At 73.8% G+C, this 25,172-nt stretch carries 26 protein-coding genes; 10 read left to right on the forward strand and 16 right to left on the reverse strand.

The features are described 5' to 3' along the window. Positions 1 to 24 precede the first annotated feature (24 nt). From ASG88_RS12725 to ASG88_RS12735, 3 genes are read right to left on the reverse strand one after another with little or no spacing between them, the layout of a single operon-like run. Positions 25 to 894, reverse strand: a complete 870-nt coding sequence (locus ASG88_RS12725) for an ATP-binding cassette domain-containing protein (protein ID WP_056887772.1) — start codon at positions 892 to 894, stop codon at positions 25 to 27. Beyond that, positions 891 to 1,718, reverse strand: a complete 828-nt coding sequence (locus tag ASG88_RS12730; RefSeq protein ID WP_162259843.1) for a zf-HC2 domain-containing protein — start codon at positions 1,716 to 1,718, stop codon at positions 891 to 893. The genes ASG88_RS12725 and ASG88_RS12730 overlap by 4 nt, the downstream gene beginning before the upstream one ends. Then, positions 1,715 to 2,290 (reverse strand): RNA polymerase sigma factor, encoded by a 576-nt coding sequence (locus ASG88_RS12735; protein WP_056887774.1) that lies wholly within the window; start codon positions 2,288 to 2,290, stop codon positions 1,715 to 1,717. The genes ASG88_RS12730 and ASG88_RS12735 overlap by 4 nt, the downstream gene beginning before the upstream one ends. Before the next feature lie 96 nt (positions 2,291 to 2,386). Here ASG88_RS12735 and ASG88_RS12740 point away from each other — a divergent pair, with 96 nt between their 5' ends. Both ASG88_RS12740 and ASG88_RS12745 read left to right on the forward strand, forming a co-directional pair. Next, positions 2,387 to 3,433 carry an NAD(P)-dependent alcohol dehydrogenase gene (locus ASG88_RS12740; protein ID WP_056887775.1) on the forward strand — a complete coding sequence of 349 codons (1,047 nt, stop codon included), beginning with the start codon at positions 2,387 to 2,389 and terminating at the stop codon, positions 3,431 to 3,433. Between the two features lie 56 nt (positions 3,434 to 3,489). Next, positions 3,490 to 4,962 carry a cryptochrome/photolyase family protein gene (locus ASG88_RS12745; protein ID WP_056887776.1) on the forward strand — a complete coding sequence of 491 codons (1,473 nt, stop codon included), beginning with the start codon at positions 3,490 to 3,492 and terminating at the stop codon, positions 4,960 to 4,962. 6 nt (positions 4,963 to 4,968) lie between these two features. On the opposite strand, the gene ASG88_RS12750 is transcribed toward ASG88_RS12745, so the two are convergent. From ASG88_RS12750 to ASG88_RS12760, 3 genes are read right to left on the reverse strand one after another with little or no spacing between them, the layout of a single operon-like run. After that, positions 4,969 to 5,379: a nitroreductase/quinone reductase family protein gene (locus tag ASG88_RS12750; protein WP_056887777.1), complete on the reverse strand. Its 411-nt coding sequence runs from the start codon at positions 5,377 to 5,379 to the stop codon at positions 4,969 to 4,971. A gap of 10 nt (positions 5,380 to 5,389) precedes the next feature. Beyond that, positions 5,390 to 6,142: a phosphatase PAP2 family protein gene (locus ASG88_RS12755; RefSeq protein WP_056887778.1), complete on the reverse strand. Its 753-nt coding sequence runs from the start codon at positions 6,140 to 6,142 to the stop codon at positions 5,390 to 5,392. Then, positions 6,124 to 7,008: a 2-oxo acid dehydrogenase subunit E2 gene (locus ASG88_RS12760; RefSeq protein ID WP_056887779.1), complete on the reverse strand. Its 885-nt coding sequence runs from the start codon at positions 7,006 to 7,008 to the stop codon at positions 6,124 to 6,126. Before ASG88_RS12760 ends, ASG88_RS12755 begins: the two co-directional genes overlap by 19 nt. A gap of 153 nt (positions 7,009 to 7,161) precedes the next feature. Between ASG88_RS12760 and ASG88_RS12765 the strand changes: the two genes are divergently transcribed. Continuing rightward, complete coding sequence (locus tag ASG88_RS12765) at positions 7,162 to 7,350, forward strand: DUF1918 domain-containing protein (protein ID WP_056887780.1); 189 nt, start codon at positions 7,162 to 7,164, stop codon at positions 7,348 to 7,350. A gap of 18 nt (positions 7,351 to 7,368) precedes the next feature. Here the strand turns inward: ASG88_RS12765 and ASG88_RS12770 are convergent, their stop codons facing one another. From ASG88_RS12770 to ASG88_RS12780, 3 genes are read right to left on the reverse strand one after another with little or no spacing between them, the layout of a single operon-like run. After that, positions 7,369 to 7,821 carry a hypothetical protein gene (locus ASG88_RS12770; RefSeq protein ID WP_234410807.1) on the reverse strand — a complete coding sequence of 151 codons (453 nt, stop codon included), beginning with the start codon at positions 7,819 to 7,821 and terminating at the stop codon, positions 7,369 to 7,371. A 56-nt stretch (positions 7,822 to 7,877) separates the two neighbouring features. Next, entirely contained in the window at positions 7,878 to 8,384 is a 507-nt protein-coding gene (locus ASG88_RS12775) for a flavodoxin family protein (RefSeq protein ID WP_056887782.1), read from the reverse strand. Continuing rightward, positions 8,381 to 9,235 (reverse strand): hypothetical protein, encoded by an 855-nt coding sequence (locus ASG88_RS12780; RefSeq protein WP_056887783.1) that lies wholly within the window; start codon positions 9,233 to 9,235, stop codon positions 8,381 to 8,383. The genes ASG88_RS12775 and ASG88_RS12780 overlap by 4 nt, the downstream gene beginning before the upstream one ends. A 207-nt stretch (positions 9,236 to 9,442) precedes the next feature. On the opposite strand from ASG88_RS12780, the gene ASG88_RS12785 reads away from it, so the two are divergent. Continuing rightward, complete coding sequence (locus tag ASG88_RS12785) at positions 9,443 to 9,943, forward strand: mycothiol transferase (RefSeq protein WP_056887875.1); 501 nt, start codon at positions 9,443 to 9,445, stop codon at positions 9,941 to 9,943. 277 nt (positions 9,944 to 10,220) lie between these two features. On the opposite strand, the gene ASG88_RS12790 is transcribed toward ASG88_RS12785, so the two are convergent. The 7 genes from ASG88_RS12790 to ASG88_RS12820 form a co-directional block, all read right to left on the reverse strand. Next, complete coding sequence (locus ASG88_RS12790; protein WP_056887784.1) at positions 10,221 to 11,615, reverse strand: hypothetical protein; 1,395 nt, start codon at positions 11,613 to 11,615, stop codon at positions 10,221 to 10,223. Further along, positions 11,594 to 12,028 carry an ATP-binding protein gene (locus ASG88_RS12795; protein WP_056887785.1) on the reverse strand — a complete coding sequence of 145 codons (435 nt, stop codon included), beginning with the start codon at positions 12,026 to 12,028 and terminating at the stop codon, positions 11,594 to 11,596. The genes ASG88_RS12790 and ASG88_RS12795 overlap by 22 nt, the downstream gene beginning before the upstream one ends. Beyond that, the gene (locus ASG88_RS12800) at positions 12,021 to 12,356 is read right to left on the reverse strand and encodes an STAS domain-containing protein (RefSeq protein WP_056887786.1); all 336 of its coding nucleotides are present in this window, start codon (positions 12,354 to 12,356) and stop codon (positions 12,021 to 12,023) included. Before ASG88_RS12800 ends, ASG88_RS12795 begins: the two co-directional genes overlap by 8 nt. Next, positions 12,353 to 14,389 (reverse strand): glycosyltransferase family 2 protein, encoded by a 2,037-nt coding sequence (locus ASG88_RS12805; RefSeq protein WP_056887787.1) that lies wholly within the window; start codon positions 14,387 to 14,389, stop codon positions 12,353 to 12,355. Before ASG88_RS12805 ends, ASG88_RS12800 begins: the two co-directional genes overlap by 4 nt. After that, positions 14,386 to 15,636 (reverse strand): PP2C family protein-serine/threonine phosphatase, encoded by a 1,251-nt coding sequence (locus tag ASG88_RS12810; RefSeq protein WP_162259844.1) that lies wholly within the window; start codon positions 15,634 to 15,636, stop codon positions 14,386 to 14,388. The genes ASG88_RS12805 and ASG88_RS12810 overlap by 4 nt, the downstream gene beginning before the upstream one ends. A 156-nt stretch (positions 15,637 to 15,792) precedes the next feature. Continuing rightward, entirely contained in the window at positions 15,793 to 16,218 is a 426-nt protein-coding gene (locus ASG88_RS12815) for a DUF2237 family protein (RefSeq protein WP_056887789.1), read from the reverse strand. Further along, on the reverse strand, positions 16,215 to 16,598 hold the full coding sequence (locus ASG88_RS12820; protein WP_056887790.1) for an SRPBCC family protein: 384 nt from the start codon (positions 16,596 to 16,598) through the stop codon (positions 16,215 to 16,217). The genes ASG88_RS12815 and ASG88_RS12820 overlap by 4 nt, the downstream gene beginning before the upstream one ends. A gap of 196 nt (positions 16,599 to 16,794) precedes the next feature. Here ASG88_RS12820 and ASG88_RS12825 point away from each other — a divergent pair, with 196 nt between their 5' ends. From ASG88_RS12825 to ASG88_RS24065, 6 genes are all read left to right on the forward strand, one after another. After that, a complete protein-coding gene (locus ASG88_RS12825; protein ID WP_056887791.1) occupies positions 16,795 to 17,856 on the forward strand; it encodes an acyl-CoA dehydrogenase in 1,062 nt (353 codons plus the stop codon). After that, a complete protein-coding gene (locus tag ASG88_RS12830; RefSeq protein WP_056887792.1) occupies positions 17,850 to 19,262 on the forward strand; it encodes a bifunctional PIG-L family deacetylase/class I SAM-dependent methyltransferase in 1,413 nt (470 codons plus the stop codon). Before ASG88_RS12825 ends, ASG88_RS12830 begins: the two co-directional genes overlap by 7 nt. Continuing rightward, entirely contained in the window at positions 19,259 to 19,957 is a 699-nt protein-coding gene (locus ASG88_RS12835) for a glycosyltransferase (protein WP_200956428.1), read from the forward strand. Before ASG88_RS12830 ends, ASG88_RS12835 begins: the two co-directional genes overlap by 4 nt. 22 nt (positions 19,958 to 19,979) lie before the next feature. Continuing rightward, positions 19,980 to 20,192, forward strand: a complete 213-nt coding sequence (locus tag ASG88_RS12840; protein ID WP_056887793.1) for a DUF2945 domain-containing protein — start codon at positions 19,980 to 19,982, stop codon at positions 20,190 to 20,192. A gap of 51 nt (positions 20,193 to 20,243) precedes the next feature. Continuing rightward, positions 20,244 to 20,693: a winged helix-turn-helix domain-containing protein gene (locus ASG88_RS12845; RefSeq protein WP_235534834.1), complete on the forward strand. Its 450-nt coding sequence runs from the start codon at positions 20,244 to 20,246 to the stop codon at positions 20,691 to 20,693. A gap of 183 nt (positions 20,694 to 20,876) precedes the next feature. Continuing rightward, complete coding sequence (locus ASG88_RS24065; RefSeq protein ID WP_056887794.1) at positions 20,877 to 25,157, forward strand: ATP-binding protein; 4,281 nt, start codon at positions 20,877 to 20,879, stop codon at positions 25,155 to 25,157. Positions 25,158 to 25,172: the final 15 nt, after the last annotated feature.

Here is a 25,172-nt window from a genome sequence, read left to right on the forward strand (position 1 = left end):
GGCTCCCGGGTGTGGTGGGTCGGCCTAGGCCGGGGCGCGCACGGAGTGCGCTTCCGGGCCGAGCATCAGCAGGTAGGCGTCCTCGAGGGTCGGCTCGGTGGGCATCGCGCCGGGCGGCGGCGTCCCTCCGACGACGTGGTGGCGTCCGGTGCCGGTGCGCCAGCTGACCAGAGCGTCGGGGCCCGGCCCGTCGCAGAGCCAGACCCGCCCGGCCGCGGTGGCGACCAGGTCGGTGACGGTCCCGTCGAAGCGGACGGTGCCGCCGGCCAGGACCACGACCCGCTCGCACAGGGCGGCGACGTCCTCGGTCTGGTGGGTGGAGAGCAGCACGGCGCACTGGCCGGCGATGACCGAGAGGGTACGACGCAGGTCGGCACGCTGGGTCGGGTCAAGCCCGGTGGTCGGCTCGTCGAGCACGAGGATCCGTGGCTCCCCGAGCAAGGCCTGGGCCAGCGCCACCCGTCGACGCTGTCCGCCGGAGAGCCGGGCGACCCGCTTGGTGGACAGGTCGCCGAGGCCGACGAGGTCGAGCACTCGACGTACCTCCGTGTGCCGGCGCGAGCGGTCGTTCCACTCCTTGAGGACCGCGACGTACTCCACGAAGCCGAAGGCCGTCATGTCGCTGGGATAGCCCAGCTCCTGGGGCAGGTAGCCCAGCTCGCGCCGGATCGCGGTGAGCTCGTGGTGGGAGCCGTGCGGGTCACGCCCGGCCAGCCGCACCCCGCCGCTGTCGGCGGCGATCGAGGTGGCCACGATCCGCAGCAGGGTGGTCTTGCCGGCCCCGTTCGGACCGAGGAGCCCCGTGACTCCTCGGCCGAACGCGAGGTCGACCCCGTCCAGCGCGCGGGTGCGGCCGTAGGTCTTGGTGACGTTGTTGAGCACGACGGCGTTCACAGCACCGCTCCGATCTGTCGGTCGTGGCGCGACCGGACGACGAGGACGGCGACCGAGACGACCGCCAGGACGAGGTAGACGACCTGCTGGGTGGCCTCCACCGGCCAGGTTGACGGGAGCCCCCGCAGTGACGCCACGACGACGCCGCTCCACGCGAGGGTGACGAGCGCGGCCCCGGTGCGCGGTCCGGTGTAGCTCGAGAGGGCGAGCAGGACCGGCACGAGCGCGAGCGCGGGACCGAGCCACGCGATCGCGACCCACGGGGGTCCCGGGAGCAGCAGGCCCAACAGGGCCGCGATCGGCAGCACCGAGACCAGCACGGCGAGCGCGCGGACGAGGATCAGCCGGGTCCGGCCGTAGGGCGCGGTGACGACCAGCGTCTCGAGCGGGTCCTCCTGCGGGCCGTAGGCGGCCGCGACCCCGAGTACCGGGACGAGTGGTGCGACGAGGAGGAACGGCGCCAGCAGGTTGTCGCCGGCGACGCCGACCGCGAGGGTCGCGAAGGCCAGCGCGACGAACGCGCCGACCAGCCAGGACGTACGCAGCGACGCGGTCGCCGCGAGGACGACGGACGTCGGCTCGGACAACCCGCACCGACGCGCGAGCCGGATCGGGAGGGGCAGGGGCGGGCTCTCGACGGCGTCGCGGACCCCCGCCCAGGCGAGCTCCAGCAGGGGTGGGTCGACGAGCGGGGTGATGGCCGTCCGGCAGTCGGCGCACCGCGCGAGGTGCTGCTCGACCGACGCGCCCTCGATCGCGTCCAGGCCGCCGTCGACGTACGCCGTGAGCAGGTCGCCGTCGGCGTGCCACACGTGGGTCGTCATCGCCATCCCTCCTGCGGGTCGGTGAGGGCGCCGCGCAGCTGTGCGCGGGCCCGGTGGAGCCGGGTCTTGACGGTGCCCTCGCGGACGCCGAGCAGCCGGCCGGCCTCCTTGGTGGTCAACCCGTCCAGGACGACCGCCTGGACGACCAAGCGGAACTCGGGCGAGAGCCGGCGCAGGGCCCCGGCCAGGTCGCCGTACTCCACCCCGAGCAGGACCTCGTCCTCGGCAGCGGGTGAGCGACCGCCGAGTCCTGAGGTGTCCCACTCGGGGAGGAGCACGACGTCCTTGCGCGACCGCAGCCTCGACACCATCCGGCGGAACGCGATCCCCCACAGCCAGGCCGCGACCTCCCCGGCGCCGCGGTACCGGCGAGCGTCCTTCCAGACGGTGACAAAGGTGTCCTGCACGACGTCGACGACCACGTCGGAGTCGTTGCAGCGACGCATCAGTCGCGCGAAGAGCCACGCCGAGTGGCGACGGTAGAGCTCCTCGAGCGCCGCCGTGTCGCCCTGGGCCACCATCGCGAGCAGGACGGTGTCGTCCCGCTCCTCCGGTGCCCCGTTGGCCTCCATGACACGACTGTCGCACCGGGGGGCCGAAATGGTTCCCGCAAGATTCTGGCGCGGATCGGCGAGAGCAGTTTCGGACGTGGTGGTACGTCTGGGGCCATGACCCTTGCCACCGGCTACCGCGCGACGACCACCCCCGGGCAGGTCGAGCGCTTCGACTTCGAGCGCCGCGCGCTGCGACCCGACGACGTCGAGGTCCGGATCACGCACTGCGGCGTCTGCCACACCGACCTGCACGCGCTGGGCGGGTCCGCGGAGGGTCGCGGAGACGTGCCCCTCGTGCCGGGCCACGAGTTCGTCGGCGAGGTCGCGGCCATCGGCCCGGACGTGACGCGCTTCGTGGTCGGTGACCCGGTCGCGGTCGGCAACATCGTCGACTCCTGCGGGGAGTGCCGCATGTGCCTGGCCGGCCACGAGAACATGTGCGTCGACTTCCCGACGCTCACGTATGGCGGTCGTGACCGGATCGACGGCACGCCCACGCTGGGCGGGTGGTCGTCGTCGTACGTCGTCCGCGAGAGCTTCGTCTACCACCGCCCGGCCGGGCTCGACCCCGCCGCCGTCGCTCCGCTGATGTGCGCCGGCATCACGGTGTGGGAGCCGCTGCGGAGCTGGAACGTCGGGGCCGGCACGCGGGTCGGCGTGGTCGGGCTCGGGGGCCTCGGCCACCTGGCGGTCAAGCTCGCCGTCGCGCTCGGTGCCGAGGTCACCGTCTTCACGCGGACCGCCGACAAGGCGGACGACGCCCGTGCGCTCGGCGCCCACCGGGTTGTCGTGTCGAAGGACGAGGCGGACATGGCCGCGGCGGGCGACAGCCTCGACCTGGTCCTCGACTGCGCGCCGGCCCAGCACGACCTCGGGCCCTACCTGAGGACCCTCGACCTCGACGGCACGCTCGTCACGCTCGGCTACCTCGGCGCCGCGAGCGTCGACGCTATGGACCTGCTCCGTGCCCGCCGCCGCCTCGCGTCGACCGGCAGCGGAAGCCTCGCGCGGACGCAGGAGCTGCTCGACTTCTGCGGCGAGCACGGGATCGTGGCCGCCGTCGAGGTGCTCCCGTCGGCCCAGGTCGGCACGGCTCTTGCTCGGCTCGCAGCGGGGGACGTGCGGTACCGCTTCACGCTCGACATGGGGGACCTCGGCTGAGGCTGGCCCCTCGTTCGCACCTCAGCCGTCGAGGAGGGCGTGCCTAGGGTGGCGCCATGACGACGCGGTGGCTCTTCGGCGACCAGCTCGGGCCGCACTTCACCGACGACCACCGCGGCCCGCTGCTGATGGTGGAGTCCAAGGCCGTCTTCCAGCGGCGGCGCTTCCACCGCGCCAAGGCACACTTCGTGCTCAGCGCGATGCGGCACCGCGCGGCCGACTTCGGCGACCGGCTCACCTACGTCCGCGCCGACACGTACGCCGAGGCGGTCCTGCAGCACGACGACGTGGAGGTCGTGCACCCCACGTCGTACGCCGCGCTGGGCCTGGTCGAGCGGCTGGGCGCCACCGTCCTGGAGCCGCGCGGCTTCGCGACCCCACGCGCGGACTTCCAGCGGTGGGCCGCCGGCCGGGGGGCCAAGCGGCTGCTCATGGAGGACTTCTACCGGCGGGCCCGGCAGGCCCACGGGGTCCTCATGGACGGCGGCGAGCCGGCCGGCGGCCAGTGGAACTTCGACCACGACAACCGCCAGCCGCCGCCCAAGGGCGCGACCACCCTCGGCGTCACCGAGCCGTGGTGGCCGACCGAGGACGACATCGACGCGGAGGTGCGCGAGGACCTGGACCGGTGGGAGCGCGACGGCGACGTGGCGTTCATCGGCCGCGACGGCGTACGACGCTTCGCCGCGACGCGGCGGGAGGCGCTGGCCGCGCTGGACCACTTCGTCGAGCACCGGTTGCCCGACTTCGGTGCGCACGAGGACGCGATCCTCGAGGGCGACCCCTGGATGGCGCACAGCCTCGTCAGCGCCCCGATGAACCTCGGGCTCCTCGACCCGCTCGAGGTCGCCGAGCGCGCGGAGGCGGCATACCGCAGCGGGGCGGCGCCGATCGCGAGCGTCGAGGGCTTCGTGCGGCAGGTCATCGGGTGGCGCGACTACGTCTGGCACCTCTACTGGCACCAGGGTGACGACTACCGCCGGCAGAACGCGCTGCGCGCGCAGCAGAAGATGCCGCAGTGGTTCGCCGATCTCGATGGCAAGGCGACCGACGCCCGCTGCCTGTCCCACACCCTCGACCAGGTCGCCGAGCACGGCTGGGTCCACCACATCCCGCGGCTGATGGTGCTCGGCTCCTACGCCCTCCAGCGCGGGTGGGCGCCGACGCAGGTGACCGACTGGTTCCACCGGGCGTTCGTCGACGGCTACGACTGGGTGATGGTGCCCAACGTGGTCGGGATGTCGCAGCACGCGGACGGCGGGGTGATGGCGACCAAGCCCTACACGTCCGGTGGCGCCTACATCAACACGATGAGCGACCACTGCGGGTCGTGCCGCTTCAACCCCAAGGTGCGGGTGGGCGACGACGCCTGCCCGTTCACGGCGGGCTACTGGTGGTTCCTCGACCGGCACCGCGAGGATTTCGCCGGCAACCACCGGATGGCGAGGGCGGTCAACGGGCTGGACCGGTTGAAGGACCTCGAGGAGCTCGTCGCGCAGGAGGACGCGCGAGGTAACCGGGCGCCGTGATGCCAGTCAGTCGGCGGGCGTGAGCGCCACGACGGCGATCCGCCGCGAGACCTTGGCCTGGTAGGCGTCGAAGTCGAACATCTCGTTGAGCCGCGCCCACAGGCGCTCGCGCTCGGGGCCGTCCACCTCGACGCCGGTGACGGCGGTGGTCAGCCCGTCCACCTCGACGGACGCGGGGGAGCCGGAGCGCAGGTTGAGCCACCAGCCGGGCTCCCAGTCGGCGCCGCCGTTGGACGCGACCACGATCCAGCGGCCCTCGTCGCGCAGGTAGAGCGCCGGCGTCGTCCGCTGTTGCCCGCTCTTGCGCCCGGTGGTCGTCAGGTAGAGCAGGTCGCCGCCGCGGAAGCGACGCAGGCCGATGCGGCGTACGACCCAGTTGGCAACCCGGTTGACCCGCACGAAGAGTGCTCGACGCATGCCTCGCACGCTAGCGGCCGGCGGGCGGTTCGTCACCGGTGCGTGCGATCCGGTCGGCCACCCACAGGCCGAGGACGGCGACCGCCACCCCCGCCGGGAGGTCGAGCACCCAGTGGTTGCCGGTGGCGACCACGACCCAGGCCATCAGCAGCGGGTGCAGGACGCACCAGGCACGCACGAGCGCCGAGTCGGTCACGCCGAGGACCACGACCGACACCACGACGAGGTAGCCCACGTGGAAGCTCGGCATCGCCGCGATCTCGTTGGCGATGCCCACCGGCCGCGCGGACGGCTCGACGAGGCTGGACGCGATCGGGTCGGCGTACCCCAGGTCCGTCAGCCGCGGCGGTGCCAGCGGGTAGAGGAGGTAGACGGCGAGCCCGACCAGCCCGCCGGCGAGCAGGGCGTTGCGCAGGCGCGCGTACGCCGGGGGGTGCCGGACGTAGAGCACGACCAGGGCCAGCGCCACGACCGGCAGGTAGCCCCACACGTAGAACCACGCGCCGAACGTGCCCAGCCACGGCACGGCGCGGACCGCGTCCTGGGCGGCGTGCTCCCAGTCCAGGCCCCACGCCTCCTCGAGGGCCAGCAGGTCGTGGGCGTGCGACACCGCGAGCGCCAGGTCGTCGAGGGTCAGCCAGCGGACGGCCAGGTTCGCGACCAGCGCGACCGCGACGATGCCGATCTCGACGAGCAGCCCGACCAGCCCGGGGCCGCGGGTCAGCAGCAGCGAGGACGGTCCACTCAGCGAGGAGGTGGCCATACCGGGACGAGGTCGTCGACGGTGAGGTCGGGGTCCGCCAGGAGTGCAGGCTCCGAGACGAGCCGGCGGAACACCTCGGCCGTCCGGGCGAAGTAGAAGCCGTCCGAGGCCCGCTCGTCGAGGGTGTAGACGAGGTCGACGCAGGTGCGCGCGACGACCTGCCCGCCGTCGTCGACGACCGGCTGCGGGGCGACCCGGCCGATGGCGACGAAGATGCTCGCCGAGCCGGGCTCGTAGAGGTGGTGGAAGGGCGGAGCCACCCCGATCGAGCCGGTGTTGACGACGTACACGCTGGTGTAGAGCGGGATCGCGCCGGTCAGGGCCGCGGGCATCAGGTTGTGGTAGTCGAGCCAGCGGATCGACCCGGCGATGCCGTTGAGGACCGGACGCGGCCACGACGCGAAGAAGTCGACCAGCCGGTCGTCCCCGCCACGCTCGTGCTCGCGCTTGCCGTGCACACCGGCGTCGACGAGGCGGCGTACGTCGTCGACGCTCTCGCGACCGGTGAAGACCAGCCGGGCCTCGGACTCCGGGGCGTCGTCCCGCATCCCCTGCTTGACGACGAAGGAGATGCTGATGTCGGTGTGCTCGTAGGTGCGCCGGCCGGCGACGAAGCGGTTCATCTCCGGCCGCAGCCGCAGGGTCCGGGCGATGGCGGCCAGGAAGACGTGGAAGAGGGTGACCCGCTCCTCGTGGGGGCGCCCGGCATTGGTCTCCTCGAGCCACGCGAGCAGCCCGTCGACCTCGATCCGCTGCGGGAAGAAGACCTGTGACCCGATGCGCGTGCGCATCAGGTAGGGCACGATCCGCCGGAGCGCAGGCAGGTCGTCGACGTACCGTCCGTCGCGCCGTTGCCTGAACGCCATGCCTGAGAGTAGGCCCGGGGGAGGACGTCCGCGCGGCGTTGGCGGAACCGGGCTGAAGGACCCTTGTGGTGGCGTCCCCGGCGGAGCATCGTGGGAGGAGGCGGACGCCCGCTCGGGGCTGCCCGCGAGGCAGACAAGAGGCAGGTGGGTGTGATGCACGCTCAGGTGGGCGACAGCCTGGTCGCCGAGAGCAACAAGGTCGACGCGCCGCGTCGGCAGGGCGAGATCCTCGAGGTGCGGGGCGAGGACGGCGCGCCGCCGTACGTCGTGCGGTGGGGCGACGGGCACGAGGGCCTCGTCTTCCCGGGCGCCGACGCGCACGTCCTCCCGGCCGGGCACTGAGGGCCGGACGCGAGGGCGTCAGACGGTGCCGTCGGCGTCGTCCGGCGTCGCCTCGTGTCCCTCGCGTCCGCGGGTGCGGCGCAGCTCCTTCATCTCGGCCTCGAAGACGTGGCGCCGTCCGTCCATCAGTTCGTCGATGGCGCGCTGCTGGATGCCCTTGGCCTCGGCGTAGAAGCCGTCGTCGAAGGCCTCCACCATCTGGAAGGACCACATGCCCGGCAGCGGGTTGCGACCGAGCACGCCGCGGTCCAGGGCATCGGCGATGTCGTCGTGGCCGGCGTCGCGGACCATCGCGGTCGCCTCCTCCAGGGTGCTCTCGGCGCTGCCCATCAGGCGGTGGAAGGCGTAGAGATGACCGCGGGCGTCCTCGACGTGGTCGAGGGCGGCGGACAGCTTGCCGAGGGCCTCGACGGTGGCGTCGGTGACGCCCTCGGGGCGGCGGTGCTCGGGGGCGGGTTCGTCGTGGGTCACGCCCTCGAGCATCACACGGCTCGGGAGGGCCCGCCACACCCGCGGGGAGCCCGCGGTCAGTCGTGCGCGGCCGTCGACTCGGCCAGGGACGCGCCCCACGCACGGGCCCGGTCGAGCTCGCCGTCGGACAGCGGTCCGGCCATGTCGTCGACGAAGAAGCTGGCCGTCGCGACCAGGCGCCCGAGGTGGTGGCGGCGTACGTCTCTGCCGGCGGCCTTGGCCGCCGAGCCCGGTAGGTGCTTGACCGAACCGACGCGGGTGTCGAAGGTGGCGATGTCGACGGGGTCGGACGCCACGACGTCGCCCAGCCACTCCCGGATCCCGCGCTCGACGTCGTGGGAGTCGGCGCCCTTGCCGACGGCGTCGCGCCGGGTGGAGGCGCGACTCATGGAGAAGGCGTGCGTCGGCCCGCCCACGACGAGGAGGTCGAGGTCGGCGGGCAACCGCTCGGGTGCGTCGGCCACGTCGACCAGCGTCACCTGCTCGCCGAGGCGCTCGGCGACGGCCTCCGCCACCACCCGGGTGTTGCCCCACATCGACTCGTAGACGACCAGGGTGTTCATGAGGACTCCTTCGTGAGGGCGCGCCACCAGCGGGTGACGAGCCAGCTGCTCACGACGAGCAGCAGCAGGGTGGGACCGGCGTCCGGTCCGAGGTCGACGGGGCCGTCGGTGGCCAGGGCGTACGCCGGCCCGGCCCACAGCGCGACGAACAGCGTGACGATCTTGATGAGCGCGACCACGGCCAGCGGCGGCCCGAGCCGGTGGCCGCGCAGCAGCATCACGCCGACGGCGGCGATGGCGGGGAGCACGACGACGAGGTCGAGGACGAAGACGGGGTACGGCGCGCCACCGACGCCCTCGGGCTCCGGCGGGCTCCCACCGAACGCGTACGGCAGCAGCGTCGACAGCCACAACCCGGCGAAGAGGACGGCGACGACGATCAGCATCCAGCCCGTCCCGCGGCTCAGGCGGGTCGAGGCGGTGGTCGGCCAGCACATCGAGGCCAGGCGCCACAGCCCGGCGAGGAGGGCGGCCCCGGCGACCGACTCGAGGACGACGTAGACGAGGAAGACCTGGTTCATCGGGACACCGATGAGGTAGATCGCGTAGCTGTAGACGACGTAGGCGAGCAGTCCCAGCCAGGCCAGGAGGCGCGTGGGCGTCAACCGGGCCGGGAGCGCGAGGAAGACCAGGCCCCCGGCGACCAGGAGGCTGACGACGTCCTGCCCCTGGGCGGCGAAGACGGTGGCCTCGGGCAGGTCGCGGTAGGGCTCGTCGGCGAGCAGGCCGTACGCCGAGGCGGCCAGGATGCAGATCGCGACGACGTAGCTCGCGCCGAGCATGACCTGGGCGCGGGTCACGGACCGGACGGGACTGCCGGGCCGGCTCACCGCGCTCTGCGACGAGGCCATGACGTGTCCCTCCCTCGGGGCACGCGCTGTGCCCTCGTCCCCATCGTGCTGCTGCGTCGGGGCCCGTGGCAGGGACCTCGGTCACGGGAGGGGTCGCCGTTGGTCCCGGTGCCGGCCTGGTGTCGGCTCGGTGTCGGCCTGGTGCCGGGCTGGGTGGCGGTTCCGCGGCTGTTCCGCGGCGGTCGGGCGCGGCGTACGGTCGGGAGCATGGACGCCCGCGCACTCCTGACCGACGGCTTCGGCCGCATCTCCGAGCTGTACGCCGACCTCGCCGACGGGCTCGACGACCAGACCCTGCACCACCGTCCGGGCGGCACGGGCAACTCGGTCGGCTGGCTGCTGTGGCACGTGGCGCGGGGTCAGGACCACCAGGTGGCCGGGCTGTCCGGCGAGCCGCAGGCCTGGGAGCGGTGGCAGTCGCGCCTCGGGATGAGCCAGGGCCTCGACGACATCGGCTACGGGCACACGAGCGCGCAGGTCGACGCGGTGCGCATCGCGGACCCGGCGCTCCTCATCGACTACCACCGCGACGTCGCCGCAGCGACGAACGCCTACCTCGTCCGGGTCGACGAGGACGAGCTGGACCGGGTCGTCGACCGGCACTGGGACCCGCCGGTCACCGTCGGAGTGCGACTGGTGAGCATCCAGGGCGACTGTCTCCAGCACCTCGGGCAGGTGGCGTACGTGCGCGGGTTGCCAGCGGCCTGACCCCGAGAAGGGGGCGGGTGCTGGTGCTTGCGCGGGTGCGCAGCTCTGGAGACCGCGGCGGGTCGGTCACCTGCGCGGGTGCGCAGCTCTGAGGGGAGGACTGCGCACTTTGACTGCGCACGTGCGCAGCTACGACGGGCGGATCGGTCCTTTTGCCTGCGCACGTGCGCAGGGACGAGCGCGACCCGGGTCCCCATTCCCGCGCGGGTGCGCAGGGAAGGTTGCGAGCGCGGCCCCCGGAGCTGCGCACCTGCGCAGACTGCTGGGCCGGGCGGCGTCAGGCCTCGGACGAGGAGCGCCGCCGGATGATGAGCCGGTAGCCCAGGTAGCCGACCGCGAGCAGCGCGAGTCCGACCGGGACCCAGCCCGCCGAGGCCCCGGCCGGGTCCTCGTCGGAGGCAGAGTCATCGGCTCCGGCCGCGGCGGAGGAGGGTCCGTCGGTGGACCCCGCGCCCGGGTCGACGACCCGGGTCACGGGTCCGAGCGCGACGTCGGAGGCATCGAGATCCGCGCGCAGCGCTCGGGCCAGGCCGGGCGTGTGGGTGGCTCGCCAGTCCGCCACCTCGTCATCGATCTCTGCCTCGGGCCTGGCGAGCTCCAGCCAGCTGATCGCCCCGATGGCCGGGTGGTCGGCGGCACCGGCCAGGACCTGGCGCCACCACGCCTGCTTGAGCCGGCGCTCCGAGTCGCCGCGGTCGTACGCCGTGTTGAAGAGCGCCGACGTCTCGACCAGCATCGGGCGCGTTCGTGTCGCGTACCGGTCGTGGAAGGACCGGCGCTGCTGCTGGACGCCGTACCCGAACCGGTCGTCGAGGCGCGCCTCGAACTCACCGGCGGCGGGCGCCGCGTTGTTGCCGAAGTCCTGGCGGTCGCCGTAGTGGTAGAGCGACAGCCCGACCCAGTCGACGTAGCGGTCGCCGGGGAAGTAGGGGGCGTACGGGTCGTCGCCGTCGTCGACGGTCCCGTTGCCGTCGGTGTCGAGGACCTGGCCGATCCGCTGGCCGGCGGCGTCGACCGCGCCGTACGAGCGACCGAACGGGTAGCCGGCACCGTAGGCCGGGGCCCACACCATCTCGGCGTGCCCCGCCCGTCCCGTTCCCGTCGTGCCCGAGCCCGAGCCCGCGCCCGAGTCCGCCGCGCCGTGCACCGCGTCGGCGACCGTGCGGAAGGCGGCGACGTAGCGGTCGGGCTGCTGGCCCCAGATGACCCAGGAGCCGTTCATCTCGGGCGCGAAGCGGACCAGGAAGTGGGTGTCGAAGTGGTGGTGCAGGTCGGCCAGCTCCTCGGCCAGCACCTCGGCGTCCCGGGGGGTCAGGGACGTGAGGGAGACCTGGGGCTCGAGGGTGAGCACGGCGACGGCACCCTGGGTCGCGGCCTGCTCGGCGAACCCGGCCAGGTAGCCCCGGTCGTCCTGTGTCAGCGGGTAGCGGACCCGCTGGGCGTAGAGCGACGGGGTCTCCCCGAGCCGCTCGGCGTACGCGTCGGGCAGGTCCTCCTCCCAGTCCAGCCCGGGGCCGAACCACGGCCGACCCGGGGCAGGGGAGGGGGCGGTGTCCTCGGCGTTCGAAGGCGCGGGCGAACCCGTCACCACGGCACCACCCAGCACCACCGTGCCCAGCAGGGCAGCGAGCGCGCGCCGACCGACCCCCGTCAGTCGGCGTTCCGGTGGCACATGAGCCTCCAGTGGTTGCGACCCTCGACCCGCTCGTAGCCGACCTCGTCGACCGCGGCGACCGCCAGCGCGAGCCCGCGCCCGGACGTGGCGTCCTCGTCGGGCATCGTCACCGCCCCGAGGTCGATGGCGGCGGGCAGCCCGTTGTCGGAGAGCACCGCCTCGATCCGGTCGGGACCCATCGTCAGCGCCACCGTGAGCAGCCGGCCGCGGGCGTCGGCGTCGAGCTCGAAGGCGTGCTCGACGATGTTGCCGACGATCTCCACGAGCGCCATCTCGAAGCGGATCCGGTCGGCGGCCGAGACGGACTCGTCGTGGGCCCAGAACGTCTCCAGCCGGTCCTGGACGAGGTCCAGGCTCTCCGGCTCGACGGGAGCCTCGAAGGACTCGACCGCCTCGCGGGCCTCATCCATGGAACGCGCCTTCGACGTCGTCGCGCGGACGCAGCACCTTGTCCATGTTGGTCAGCTTGAAGACCGTCAGCACCGACTCGGTGGGACGCGCGATGCGCAGGTCCCCGCCCGCCTGCCGGGCGGTCTTGAGCCCGGCGACCAGCGCGCCGAGCGCGGACGAGTCGAGGAAGGTGGTCTCCGCGAGGTCCACCACGATCCGGGAGGTGCCACCCTCGACGAGGCCGGTCAGGGTCTCGCGCAGCTGGCGGGCCGCGACCATGTTGAGCCGGCCCCGGGGGACGACGACGCCGATCCCGTCGTCGGTGGTGCGGACGTCGAACTCGATCATGCTGCTCCTTCGTCGGACGGGCGGGCCACCGCGGCCCCGTCGGTCGTGGTCCCGGTGGAGGTGGTCCCGGTGGAGGTGGTCCCGGTGGAGGCGGCGGGCTCGAAGCCGCGGTAGCGCACGGCCTGGATGATCACCGAGAAGACCACCAGGTCGAAGACGACCCACACCATGTTGAAGATCGTGCCGAACGGGCTGGCCTCGCCGAGCGCGAGGCGCACCCCGCCGATGACGAGAGCGAGGACCAGCAGCCCCATCGCGACCAGCTGCGGCTTGACCAGGTCCCAGCGCAGTCCGGTGTCCTCGCGCTTCTCCTTGGGCGTGACCGCGAAGTCCAGCGAGCGGCCGAGGAAGACGTTGCCGAAGGCCGAGGTGAAGGACCGGATCCAGACGGGGAAGAGGGCCAGGGAGTACTGCTGGCCCCGCCACGTCGGTCTCCCGTCGGCGACCACGAAGAACAGCAGCTGGTTGACCAGCAGGAAGGGCACCAGCCGCACGAAGAAGTCGGTGCTGAGCGCCTGCACCGGCAGCACGCCGAGAGTGAGGTAGGCGATCGGGGCGGCGATGTAGACGAGCGCGGCGAAGCCGGAGAGGTAGGTCCACATGGTCGCGAAGTACATGAGCCGCTGGGCCAGCGTGAGCCCCTTCTGGACGAGCGGGTTCTCGCGGAACATCACCTGGACCGTGCCCTGTGCCCAGCGCAGCCGCTGGGTGAGCATGGTCTGGAGGTCCTCGGGCGCGAGCCCCTCGGCGAGGATCTCGTCGTGGTACGCCGAGCGCCAACCGAGGCCGTGCAGCCGCATGCAGGTCGCCATGTCCTCGGTCACCGAGATGGTCGCCATCGGCATCACCGGCTGGGCCTCGCCGCCCAGATCGACGTCGATCGAGCGGACCAGGGCCTCGACGGTCTCGACGGCCCCGAGGGGCGACCACTCGCGGTCCGCGAGCTGGAGCAGCGCCGACTCGTCGATCGTGGCCAGGCTGAGGTCGGGGTCGTCGGCCAGCCGGTCGAGGCCGGCGATGATGGCCAGGTCCTCGTTCAGGGAGCGCAGGTCGGCGCCGACCAGCTCGCGGCGGGTCGCGGCCACCCGCTTCTGGAAGCGGTAGGTCACGTCGAAGAGCGCCTCGCCCCGGTCGAGGTCACGACGGGCCCGGGCGATGTCGTAGTCGATCTCGTCGAGCGCCTGACGCACCTCGACCTGGTCGGGAGCCAGGTCCTTGCGCGCCTGGCCGATGACGGAGCGGGCCGTGCGCAGCGCGCGGTGCACGCCGACCTCGACCTCCCCGGCGTACCGCGAGACGCCGAGCTGCATGAGCGCCTCGCGCCGGATGACGGCGTTGGATCCGCAGAAGAAGGCGGCGTTCCAGCCGTCCTTGCCCTCCTGGATGGGGCCGTAGAACAGCGGGGCCTGGCTGCCGAGCGGGTCGTGGTCGGGGACGTTGACGAAGTACTGCGGCGTCTGGACGAGCCCCATCCGCTCGTCGCGGAAGTAGCCGAGGGTGCGGTCGAGGATCTCGGGCTTGGGGACCATGTCGGCGTCGAGGATCAGGAGGAACTCGCCCTCGGTCGCCAGCAGGGCGTTGTTGAGGTTGCCCGCCTTGGCGTGCCGCGGCATGTCGGTCCAGTCGGCCGAGCGGGTGATCCAGCCGATCCCCTCCGCCTCGGCGCGAGCGCGCAGCTCGGCGCGGTTGCCGTCGTCGAGGATCCACGTCCGGTGCGGGTAGGTGATCCGCTGGGCGGCGCGAGCGGTGTCGAGGACGAGTTCGAGCGGCTCGTTGTACGTCGCGATGAAGACGTCGACGGTCAGGTCCGGCTCCGGCACGGGGGGCTCGCCGCGACCCTTGAGCTTCCACACGGTCATGCCGAACAGCAACGAGTCGATGAGGCTGTAGGTCTCGGCGAGGACGAGGGGGACCGCGATCCACCAGGCGTCCCAGTTGACGGAGAAGAGCCACCGCCACGCGACGTAGTTGACGCCCAGGATCGCCGTGAGGAGCGCGACGATGCGGACGACGAAGCGACGCGCGTCGCTCACCGGTCGCCCTCGGACCGGCGGTACACCGCCACGGCGGTGACGTCGTCGAGGCTGACCTGCTCGGTGGCCAGCTCGCGCACGGCGAGCAGCAGGCCGGACGGCTCCTCGTGCGCTGCCACCAGGCGACCGACCTCGTGCCACCACTCGACCTGGTCCGCGAGGAGGTCGAGCAGCCCGTCGCTGAAGATGAGCATCCGGTCGCCCGGTGCGAGGTGGTCGCGGTGCTCGGTCCAGGTGTCCTCGGGCAGGATCCCGATCGGCCGGTCGCTGCTCTGCAGCCGCTCGACGGAGCCGTCGGTCCGGACCACGACGCACAGCCCGGCGCCGGCGTCGACGTACCGCAGCGTCCCGTCGGCGACGTCGATGGCGCACTGGAAGAGCGTCACGAAGGACTCGCCGCGGTTCAGGTCCTCCTGCAGGGTGCGGGCGACGCGGTACGTCGTGCTGCCGAGGTCGGCGCCCCCGACGACCTCCGGGTGGGTGCTGCGCACGGCGGCGCGCACCCCGGCGCCGACGAGCGCGGCTCCGGTGCCCTTGCCCATCACGTCACCGAGGCCGATGTGCACCACGCCGTTGGTCACCGCGAAGTCGAACAGGTCCCCGCCGACCGCGAGGGCGGGCAGGCAGATGCCGTCGACGTGCCAGTCGTCGCGGTGGATCGGGGCGGCCGGGAGCATGGCCTTCTGCACCGTGCCGGCGCGGAGCATCTCGCTGGACCCGACGAGCTCCGACTGGGCCCACGCGGCGAGGTCCTCGAGGGTCTCGAGGTCCGTGCCCGGCATGGTCCGCGGGGCGTGGTCGTAGACGCAGAAGACTCCGACGACGTTGCCCAGCTGGTCGGTGAGCGGGACGCCGGCGTAGAAGCGGATCCCGTCGTTGACCACGGCCGGCAGGCCGGCGAAGTCGGGGTCGAGGGACGCGTCGGGGACGACCGTCAGGCGGGCGTTGTGGGTGGTGCGTGAGCAGAAGGTGTCCTGCCGGGGCATCAAAGGGATGTCGAAGCCCTGCGCGCTGGGGAACCAGGCCTGGTCACCGTCGAGCACGGTGATCGACGACCAGGAGGCGTCGAACACCCGGGCGGCGAGCCGGGTGATGCGGTCGAACCGGTCGTCGCGCTGCTGACGCACCGGGGCGCTGAGGCCCAGGCTGTCGACCGCGCGTTGCCGGCGTCGCTCGACGCCCGCAGGGAGGTCGGCCCGATCGGAGCGACGTCGACGCTCGACCCCGCCGGGGGGTGCGTCACGCACGGCCTGACGGCGATCCTCCGAGAACATGCGCTTGCCTTCAGTACGACGCCAGTGGGACGCGAGTCAATCTAGCGGGTCAGGCGCGACGGTAAAGAGGACTACGGAAAACCCGGCACGATCGTCCACTCAACCGGACACGGTCGGGCAAAGAGGTGGTCAGCCCCAGGCGCTCAGATCGGGAGGCACGTCGACCGAGTGCTCGCGCAGGATCTCGATCTCGACGACCTCGAGGGCGCGCTCCGAGGTGGACGCGAGGACGACCGGGGCGGGCACGCCCGCGGCGTACGCCTGGAGCCAGCGCGCGGCGACGACGCACCAGCGGTCGCCGGGTACGAGGCCGGGGAAGCCCCACTCGGGACGCGGGGTGCTGAGGTCGTTGCCCACGGCCTTCTGGTGGGCGAGGAACTCCTCGGTCATCACCGCGCACACCGCGTGCAGCCCCGCGTCGCGGGGACCGACGACGCACGAGCCGTCGCGGTGGAAGCCGGTCATCGGGTCGGTGCCGCAGGGCTCGAGGGCGCCGCCGAGGACGTTGCGCTCGGGCGCAGCGCCGGACACCGCCTCCGGCGCGGACTCCGTCATGCCGACACCAGCCGGCGCAGGGCCAGCCGGGCCAGCGGGGCGTAGGCGCGGACGAGCAACGCGGGCGCGTGGACGTCTGCCCAGGCGGTGCAGCCCTCGAAGGCGACGGGCCGGTCGATGCCGTGGTCGAGGACGACCGACAGCGGGCCGACGCCGACCTTCCACGTCCACCGGCGGGCGGTCGGGTCGACGGAGACGATGGTGAAAGGCACGCGCAGGGGGAACGGGCCGTGCACCACGCCGCGGTCGCCGGGGGCGATGCGCCCGGTGACGCCACGGACGCCGCGGATCTGGGGCGCCCACTCCGGCCACGCTGAGGTGCGGGTGTACTGCTCCCAGGCGTCGTCCGCGGGGCGCGGACCGCTGGCCTCGATGCGCATCGCGCCTCCCTCTCACGTCGCGCCGGCTGCTCCCTCGGACCGGCGTCGCCATGCTGTCACGCCCGCGAAGCCACAGCGTCCTCGTGCACGACAGGTCACACCGCAGGCACCCGTCGGGATGGTCCCGACGCTCGACACGATCACTAGCGTCGAGGGCAGGACGTATCCCCGCGCGTCCGCCCACCCGAGGAGCTCCATGGCCGCCGAGCCACGCCGTCCCGAGCAGCCGGCCCGCCCGGTCCTGCTGACCGAGCCGACCGCCGCCCAGCGCGACGAGCTGGCGACGCTCGCCGGACGCGCGCGGGACGCGGCCGCCGACGTGCCCGCTGCCATCGCCCTCGCCGCCGAGGCCGGGGCGTCGCTGCCGCAGCCCGGCTCCGGGTCGACGGCGCACGTCTGGTCGGCCCTCGCCACCCTCGGCGCCGCCGACCTCACCGTGGCGCGGGTGCTGGAGCCGCACCTCGACGCCCTTGCGATCCTCGGCCAGGCCGGGCTCCCGGTCGCCCCCGGTGCCTGGGGCGTGTACGCCGCCGAGGGGCCCGGCACGCCGCTGCAGGCGCACTCCGACGGGGCGTCGTGGACGCTGACCGGCCGCAAGCACTGGTGCTCGCTGGCCGCGCACGTCGACCGCGCGCTCATCAGCGCGTGGGCCGGCGAGGAGCGACGCCTCTTCGAGGTGGACCTGCGCGCGCCCGGGGTGAGCCCCGTGCCCGGCACCTGGGTCGCCCGCGGGCTGCCGGACGTCGACTCCGGTCCGGTCGACCTCGACGCCGTGCCGGCCGGCGCGGTGGGGGAGGCCGGGTGGTACCTCGAGCGGCCCGGCTTCGCCTGGGGCGGGATCGGCGTGGCCGCCGTCTGGTACGGCGGGGCGGTCGGCGTCGCGCGCCGGATGGTGTCGGGTGCGACCGGTGGCCGGACGCCCGACCAGGTCGCCCTCATGCACCTCGGTGCCGTCGACGCCGCGCTGTACGCGGCGCGCTGTGCGCTCGCCGACGCGGCCGCGGCCATCGACGCCGGGCGACTGCTCGGGGTCGAGGGGGCCCGGGCCGCGCTGCGCGTCCGGCAGGTCGTGGCCACCGCGGCCGAGGAGGTCCTCACCCGGGCCGCCCACGGGCTCGGTCCGGGGCCGCTGGCCACCGAGGAGGAGCACGTACGCCGGGTGGTCGACCTCGAGCTCTACGTGCGGCAGTGGCACGCCGAGCGCGACCAGGCCGCCCTCGGCGGCCTGCTGCTCGACGGCCCGGACCCGGCATGGTGACCGACCCCGCATCCGCCCCCGTCGCTGCGACCGGCCCGGCGACCGGCCCGGCGACCGGCCCTGCGACCGGTCCGGCGACCGGACCCCACTTCCGGCACGACGAGGAGGGGACCCCGGCCGCGGCGTGGTCGCGCGCCCTGGCCGACCACGCGATGCCCGACCTCGACCTGGCGGACCTCGACACGGCGGGCCTCGGCCGGCTGGTGGTCGTCGGTGCCCACCCCGACGACGAGACGCTCGGCGCCGGGGGCCTGGTGCACCTCGCGGGGCGCGTCGGCTGGGACGTGCTCGTGGTCTCGGCGACGGCCGGCGAGGGGTCCCACCCCGTCTCCCCGACCCACGACCCGGGTGCGCTCGCGACCCGCCGCCGCGGCGAGCTGGAGCAGGCGGCCGCGCTGCTCGCCCCTCGTGCCGAGGTGGTGTGCCTCGGGCACCCCGACGGCGGGCTGGCCGACCTCGAGGAGGCGCTGGTCGCCGCGATCGTCGACGCCGTCGGCGACGCGGGGGAGCGCACCCTGCTGGCCGCGCCCTGGCGCCACGACGGCCACCCCGACCACGAGGCCGTGGGCCGGGCCGCCGCCGTCGCCGCGCGGCGTACGGACGCACGACTGGTGGAGTACCCCGTCTGGATGTGGCACTGGGGCGCCGCGCAGGACGTGCCGTGGCCCGACGCCCGCGGGGTGCGGCTCGACGCAGGAGCACGGGAGGCCAAGCGGGCGGCCGTCGCCGCGCACGCCAGCCAGGTCGCCCCGCTCTCCGACCAGCCCGGCGACGAGGTGCTGCTCGGGCCGTCACTGCTCGCGCACTTCGACCGCGACGTGGAGCTCGTCCTCGAGTCGGCGGCACCCGCCGGGGACGACGCGCTGGACCGGGTGCACCGCGACCGGGACGACCCGTGGGACGTGGACGGGTGGTACGAGCGGCGCAAGCGCGCGATCACCCTGGCCAGCCTGCCGCGCGAGCGCTACGGGCACGTCCTGGAGGTCGGCTGCTCGGTCGGCGCGCTGGCCGTCGACCTCGCGGCGCGCTGCGACGACCTGCTGGCCCTCGACTCCAGCGAGGCCGCGGTGGAGGCCGCCCGCACCCGGCTGGCCGGCGCTGACCACGTCGTCGTACGCCGCGCCGAGGTGCCGGCGCAGTGGCCGGAGGGCCGCTTCGACCTGGTGTCGGTGTCGGAGGTCGGCTACTTCCTCTCCCCGCGAGCGCTGGGCGAGCTGGTGTCGAGGGCGTGGGAGTCGCTGGCCCCCGAGGGCCACCTGCTGCTGTGCCACTGGCGCCACGACCTGGTCGGCTGGCCGCTCGACGGCCCCGCGGTCCACGATGCCTTTCTCGTGAACGGCGCGCAGTTGCTGGCCGAGCACCACGACCCCGACTTCGTCCTCCATGTGCTCGGCAGGGCCTCGTGACCTCGGTGGCGGCGCTGGCCGTCGTCGTCCCGGCCCGTGACGAGGAGCGGCTGCTGCCCGCCTGCCTCGACTCCCTGGCGTTCGCGGTGCAGTCACTCACCGATGCCCGTCCGACGATCGCCTGCCGCGTCTTCGTGGTCCTCGACTCCTGTGTCGACGGCACCGCCGACATCGTCGCCGGCCGGCGCGGCGTCACCGCGGTGCCGGTGGCGGCAGGCCGGGTCGGGGCCGCCCGCGCCGCGGGGGTCGAGGCTGCCGCCGAGTGGGCGCGGGGCGTCGATCCGTCCCGCACGTGGGTCGCCAGCACCGACGCCGACACCGTCGTGCCGCCGCACTGGCTGACGGCGCAGGTCGCCCTCGCGGCCGACGGCCACGCCCTCGTCGTCGGCACGGTGCTGCCTGACCCGCGGGACCTCACCGACCACGAGCACGCGCTGTGGCGCGAGCGGCACGTGCTGGGTGACGGGCACGAGCACGTCCACGGGGCCAACCTCGGGTTCACGCTGGCGGCCTACCGCCGGGTCGGCGGGTTCCCGCACCTGCCCGTCCACGAGGACGTCGAGCTGGTCCGGGCGTTGCGCGCCTCGGGGGTGTCGTGGATCGCCGCCGGCGGGGTGGCGGCGGTGACGTCCGGGCGTCGCGAGGCCCGCGCCCCGCACGGCTTCGCGGCGTACCTCGACGGCCTCGGGGCGTGAACCCCGGTGGCATGCTGGTGACATGAGCATCCGCACCGGCACGGTCGTGACGTGGAGCTGGGGCACCTCCGAGGCCGAGGGCACGGTCACCGAGGTGCACCGCGACAAGGTCACCCGCACGACCAAGGGCCAGCAGGTCACCCGCAACGGCAGCGCCGACGACCCGGCGTACGTCATCGAGCAGGAGGACGGGACCGTCGTCCTCAAGCTGGCCAGCGAGGTCGAGCGCGCCTGAGCGTCGCCCGTGGCGACGGTCTGCGGCGACGGCCCGTTACCCTCGTCCCTGATGGCTGACGAGTACTGCGACCTGTGTGACCTGCCCAAGGCCCACTGCATCCACGGGATGCCCCCCGCGCCCCCGCCGGAGGCGCGGCCCGCGCCCACCCGGGCGACGGTCCGCAAGGCGAGCACCCCGCGTGCGTCCGCGGCCGCGAGCCCCGCAGCCCCCGTCCGCCGTGCCCCGCGCCGGTGGACCCAGCCCGAGGCCATCGCGCCGGTGATCGTGGCCGTGCTCGACGAGGCCGGTGGCGAGCTCCCGGCCGACGACGTGCTCGAGGCCGTCGAGTCGCGCATCGGGGATCAGCTCCTCGAGGGCGACCGGCAGCTCACGCCCGAGGGCGAGCTGCGCTGGCGGTACGCCGCGCGGCGGGCCCGCCAGCAGCTGATCCAGCAGGGCCTGATGGCCAAGTCCCGGCCCGGGATCTGGGAGCTCACGGCCGCCGGCCGGACCTCCTGACGACGGGGTCGTTACCCCACTTCTCGTCCCAGCGGAAGCGGACACTCGGGCATTTCTCAACTTGTCTGCCCCAGTATTGGTGAAACCCGAACAAGCGCCCCGGTCACTGCCTATCTTCGTCCTCGCCCCCTGTTGTGGGGCCGGTCGCCACGAGGGCGGCTGACACCTCGAGTAGGGGGCACGATGAGCAACCAGCGCCCGTCCGACGAAGGACGAGCCTCGGCGCTCGCCATTTCCGGCTGGCCACTGAGTCGCAAGGTCGCGCTCGCGCTGGCCATCCCGTTGCTGCTCGCCGCGACGCTCGGGGGACTGCGCGTGCAGTCCGACCTCGAGGAGTCGTCGAACGCCTCGTCCAGCGCCACGCAGGTCACCATCCTGCGTCCGGCCGTGGACTACCTGACGTCTGCCGAGCGCGCCATGGTCGCCGCCCAGTCGTCGACCGGCGCCAGCCAGACCGAGCTCGACGACGCGGTCGAGGACATCAAGGCGGCCGCCGACGAGCTGACGGACACCGCCGAGACCGCCGACCTGACCTACGAGCAGCGCCTCCAGGTCGCCAGCCTGCTCGACCTGAGCCGCTCGATCCGTGACGACAACACCGGGTCGCTGAGCCCCGACACCTGGATCGCCCAGCTGCGCCAGCTGCAGTCGGGTGTCACCAAGCTGATCACCACCATCACCAGCGCGCAGGACACCCCCGAGCCCCGCCTCGAGCTCCTCGCCCAGACGCTCGGTGGCCGCTTCTCCCTCGCGATGCAGCAGGCCCTCGGCTCCGACGTCGACCGCAGCCGCAGCGTCTCGCAGGCCCTGTTCTCCGAGCTCGGCGCCGAGAGCGCCGCCATCGACCGTCTCGCCGGCGCCATCGACGACGCCGAGGCCGCGGTCCGCACGCTGCGCACCAACAACGGTGCCCGGACCCGCTCGGTCCGCACCGGCACCAGCACCGTGCTCGGCGGCTCCGACGCGTACGACGAGTACGACAAGCTGGCCGAGTCCCTGCTCCTCCAGGTCGACCAGGGCCTCGCCGCCACGGCGACCAACGCCCGTGAGCGTGCCCTCTTCGACGCCGCCATCACGCTCTTCGCCCTGCTCGCCGCCATCGCGCTGGCCCTGGTGATCTCCCGCTCGCTCCTGGGCCCGATCCGTCGGGTCCGTGAGGGCGCGCTGCAGGTCGCCAACGAGGACCTGCCCGACGCGGTCGAGCGGATCCGCTCCGGCAAGGAGCCGGCCGAGTTCGTGCCGATCGACGTCGACACGCACGAGGAGATCGGCCAGCTGGCCCGCGCCGTGGACGACCTCCACCGCCAGGCCGTGACCCTGGCCTCCGGTGAGGCCCAGCTGCGTACGCAGGTCGGCGAGATGTTCGTGACGCTCTCGCGCCGCAACACCACGCTCATCAACCAGCAGCTCAACCTCATCGAGGCGCTGGAGAAGGACGAGGAGGACCCCAAGCGACTGGAGAGCCTCTTCCGCCTCGACCACCTCGCGTCGCGCATGCGTCGTACCGCCGACTCGCTGCTGATCCTCGCCGACGCCCCCACCCGGTCCGCCGGCTGGGAGAGCCTCACCGTCACCGAGGCCACCCAGGCCGCGACCGCGGGTGTGCAGGACTACCAGCGCGTGCGCATCAGCTCGACCCTCGACAGCCGGATCGAGGAGGCCGCCGCCGGTGACCTCATCCACCTGCTGACCGAGCTCGTCGACAACGCGCTGTCCTACTCCTCGCCGTCGACGCACGTCACGCTGTCCACGGCGCCCGCCCCCGGCGGCCTGACGATCGACGTCAGCGACTCCGGCCTCGGCATCCCCGAGGAGTCGCTGCGCCAGATCAACGAGACTCTCGAGTCGGGTGCCGACGTCACCCCCGACACCGCTCGCCGGATGGGCCTGTTCGTGGTCAGCCGCCTCGCGCAGCGCCACGGCATCCAGGTCTCGCTCGCCACCAACCCGGCGTCCGGCATCACCGCCACCGTGTTCGTGCCCGAGACGGTCCTGCCCGACGGTGCCCCGGCGATGCCGGACGCACCCGCCGAGCAGGTCCTCGAGGAGACGGTCGAGACCGAGCAGGCACCCTTCGTGCCCGAGGTCGTGACCGACGAGACGTCCGGGGCCTCTGACCAGGACGAGCCGGCCGAGGACGACGCCGCGCCCGCCGCGACGGCCACCGTCATCGGTCTCCCGACCCGCCAGCCCGGCTCGTCGATGGGCGACCGCGAGGCCGTCACCGGCTACCCGTCCGGCGACGCGAGCACCGGCCTGCCGTCGCGGCAGCCCGGCAGCACGCTGGCCCAGCGTGGCCTGGCCACCGGTGCGGACGTCCCGTCCGACACGCCCTCGGCCCGCAACACCGCCGCTCCCAAGCCCGAGCGTGGCGCCATGCCGCTCCGCTCGCGCCGCACGGTGCTGGGTGACGGTCCGTCCGCCGACGCCCCCGCCGCCCTGGCGCCGGCCGTGCCGGCCGCCGGGTCCGCCTTCAGCGACGTCACCGCCGACGAGAATGCCGAGACGCCCGACGAGCTCGCATCCGTCACCTCGCTCCACGAGGGGTCGTCGGCCGACGAGGCCACGACCGACACCGCCACGGACGACGTCGCGGTCGAGGACACCACCTCTGACACCAGCTCCGAAACCGCCGAGGACACCGCTGCTGAGACGTCGTACGACGACGCGCCGGTCGCGGTCGAGACGACCGAGCCCGAGACGTCCGAGGTCGAGACGGCCGAGGCCGATGTCGCCGAGGAGCCGGTCGCCGAGGCCCCCGAGCTCCCGTCCGTCGCGACCGTGGCGCCCGTCAGGCCCCGGAGCGTCGACCCGCTCTCCGACCCGCTGACCGACCCGCTCCCCGAGGAGCCGACCGACGAGCAGGCCGACGAGGCACCCGAGGCCCCGGCTGCGTCTGCCGGCCGCAGCGGGCTGGCTGGACTCGGCGGACTCGGTGGCCTCCCCACCCGTCAGCGTGGAGGCACGCTGTCGGACCAGGAGGCGGCGACCAGCCCGTTCCGTGACGCTGCCCCGGTCGCTCCCGCGGCCGCCGAGGCGACTGCTTCCCCGGAGGCCCCCGAGGTCTCCGAGGCCCCGACTGCTCCGGTTGCTCCGGCCGCCCTGGCGGGTGGCCTGGCAGGTGGACTGGCCGGTGGTCTCCCGACCCGTCAGCGTGGAGGCACGCTGTCGGACCAGGAGGCGGCGACCAGCCCGTTCCGCGACGCGGCTCCCGCGGCCCCCGCGGCCCCTGAGGCCACGGACTCCCCGGAGGCCCCCGAGGTCTCCGAGGCCCCGGCCGCTACGGTTGCTCCGGCCGCCCTGACGGGTGGCCTGACCGGTGGAATCGCCGGCGGCCTGGCCGGTGGACTTCCCACGCGTCAGCGCGGCGGGACCCTCTCCGACCAGCAGGCCGCGACCCAGCCGTTCCGCGGGTCCGCTCCGGAGCCGACAGTCTCCGAGCAGGCCGCCCCCGAGCAGACCGCCCCCGCGGCGGTCGAGACGCCCGAGGTCGAGGCTCCCGCAGCCGAGGCCCCCGAGGTCGAGACGCCCGACAGCCCGGCCGCCCTGGTCGACGGCGAGGGCAGCGGCCTGGGCTCGGGTCTGGGCTCCGCTCTGGGTGGCCTCACCGGCCTCCCGACCCGCCGGCGCGGTGGCACGCTCTCCGACCAGGAGGAGGCCACCAGCCCCTTCCGGGACTCCACGATCGAGGCGCCCGTCGCCCCGACGGCCCCGGCGACGCTCGCCGGTGTCTCCGGCGGCCTGGCCGCGCAGGGCGGTGGGCTGGACACGCTGCCCACCCGCCGGCGTGGCGGCACCCTCTCCGACCAGGACGACGCCAACCGCCCCTTCCGCGACGGTGGCCTCGGCACCCGTCCCGCGGAGGTCACGTCGCTCACCGAGCGTCGCGAGCTCGCCGGCACCCCGGCACCCGCCGAGGCGCCGGTGGCCCGCACGGCACCCGAGCCGGCCCGGCCGCAGGTGGGACGCGCGTCGTCCCTCACCCGCTTCCGCCCGGCGTCGGCCACCCGCCGCGCCAGCTACGAGGCGTCCGGCGGTGGCCCGCAGGAGCCGCTGCGTGCGGAGCGCGTCGTCCCGGCGGCCGCAAGCAACGGCTCGCGCACGGCCCTCGACGGTGACGTCCAGGTCGAGCACGACGCCGAGGACAGCGGCTCGATCTTCGGGTCGCTCCGCTCGAGCTGGCTCACCTCCGACGGTGGCTCCGGCTGGCAGTCGACCGAGGTCGAGGCCGGCTGGCAGCGCGCCGAGGACGTCGCCGAGTCCGCCAAGGACGCCCCCGCCGCCGGCGGTGGCCTCCCGATCCGTCGTCCGGGCACGCTCCTCGTGCCCGGTGGAATCACCAAGCCGACCACCGTCGCGCCGCGTGACCCCGAGGCCATCCGGAACCGCTACGCCGCCTACGCGGCCGGCGTCTCCCGGGGCCGCAAGACGTCAACCAGCTCCACCGACGACCGCACCCACTAGCAGGAACGGAAGTAG

Origin of the sequence: Nocardioides sp. Soil777 (genome assembly GCF_001428425.1) — a bacterium.
Lineage (GTDB): Bacteria > Actinomycetota > Actinomycetes > Propionibacteriales > Nocardioidaceae > Nocardioides > Nocardioides terrigena.